The organism is Streptomyces sp. NPDC058697 (genome assembly GCF_042715345.1).
In the GTDB taxonomy this organism is placed as follows: Bacteria; Actinomycetota; Actinomycetes; order Streptomycetales; family Streptomycetaceae; genus Streptomyces; species Streptomyces liliifuscus.
The window spans coordinates 1-1,515 of record NZ_JBHXSU010000070.1 but is presented as its reverse complement, the minus strand read 5'-3'; the positions used below and the strand labels follow the sequence as shown (position 1 = coordinate 1,515).

At 65.7% G+C, this 1,515-nt stretch carries 2 protein-coding genes; both read right to left on the bottom strand.

Translation table 11 applies throughout. The annotated features are described in order from the left end of the window. A partial coding sequence (locus ACFWXQ_RS48785; protein WP_386270405.1) for a transposase family protein occupies nucleotides 1-427 on the bottom strand: 427 nt, incomplete at its 3' end. A gap of 244 nt (nucleotides 428-671) precedes the next feature. Then, nucleotides 672-1,283 (bottom strand): hypothetical protein, encoded by a 612-nt coding sequence (locus tag ACFWXQ_RS48780; RefSeq protein WP_383948304.1) that lies wholly within the window; start codon nucleotides 1,281-1,283, stop codon nucleotides 672-674. Between the last annotated feature and the right edge of the window lie 232 nt (nucleotides 1,284-1,515).

Below are 1,515 nucleotides of genomic sequence, written 5' to 3'. Positions count from 1 at the left end.
GCGTCATCCGCCCGGCACCAAGGCCCAGTTGGGCCGCCATCCTCGCGCCGGCCCGTCCGGCCAGTGCGAGCCCGATACGCTCCAGGACGCGGTCGAGCCGGGTGGTGAAACGCGCGTACGGGCAGGTCAGCCGCGCGAACCGTTCGACGAACGTGCGTCGAGGACAGGCCCTCGCGTCACAGACGAAGCGCCGGACCCTGAGCAGGATCACGACACTCCGCTCGCCGAGCGGGAGATCCCGCAGTCTGCGCTGATAGGAGCCGTGCACTCGCTCGGAATAGTGGCCGCAGTCGGGGCAGGCCGCACCGGCCTTGCTGCCTCTGGCCACGATCTCGACCGTCCCGAAGGCGGTGGCTACCTGCTCGACGTCCACCTCGTCGATCCCGTCGAACACGAGCGCTTTCCAGAACGGTGCGTCGGACTGCATGAACGGAACCGTCACTGACGGCCGCTCCAAAGTACGGAGCCCCGCACCTACTTGATGGAGTGTCAGCAACCACTGTTCGGCGTCACGGCGCACGCCGTCTCACGCACGAGCAGCCCACCACATTCGAATTGCGGGGTGAGCGGATGGATCCAGCTGCCGGGGCGAGACGGCGGATCAGCACGGGCCAGGCGAGGTCATGGCCGTGGTCCAGACGGACGACGAGCCACTCCTGCATCTCGGACACTCACGCCCGGCTGGAGAGAGGAGCTCGAAGCTCCACGCGCAGTCGGATCGAGGTGTCGATGGCCAGTCCCATGCCGGAGTACCGAAGATCTTTCGAGTAGTTCGCAATGAGGTCGAGGTCCCGCAGTTGCCGCTGCAACTCAGAGGTCAGCGCTTCGTCCGAATCAGGGACGAGCTCGTCTTCTTCCTGCTCAGCCAGGAACTCAAGATGTTGATCAACGGCCTCCACCGCCCGGCGACTGGTCCAGCTGGCGAAGTCGTGGCAGCCGAACAGATAGGCGTGCGCGGCATACAACGTCGCCGCTGCGGCAGACTCATCTGCATCATCGGGCCCGTCCTGGCCGTCGTTATGGCAGTACTCGCTGAGCATGTACTCGGCGACACCGCGCTTCACCGCCGAGAAGGCCGTTGAGTCACCGAGAACGCCCTCCCACAGGGAGTTCAACAGGGGACGAAGGCCCACGGTGAACGGCGCCCGCTCGTCAGCGGGTAGTCCCTCGTGCCAGCTCATGAGCCGTTCCGCGACACCAGCGGCAAACACGCCGCGTTCCCCAGGCGAGATGGCCTTCAGCCGCTCCTCCACCAGCGCTGAAAGCTCCTGCCACGTGTCCATATGAGCCATCCCCGAGTCGTGAAACCAGCGTGCTCACGCCAGCAACGGCGATCATTGCATCCACCAGCGACAACGCATCGGGCGAGGCTCCCTGGCTCTGAGCGCGGGGATACAGCCGCATAGCTTCCCCGCCCCGCCCCGGGACCAGATCGCTTGAGACGGGAGACGTGGTGACGCTCTGCGACCACTCCCCAAGATCTGTGCCAGAGCCCGCTGAACAACGTCACAGCCA

Excerpts from the sequence above, each read along its gene's own strand:
- ACFWXQ_RS48780 (WP_383948304.1), bottom strand. The coding sequence starts at position 1,283 with ATGGACACGTGGCAGGAGCTTTCAGCGCTGGTGGAGGAGCGGCTGAAG.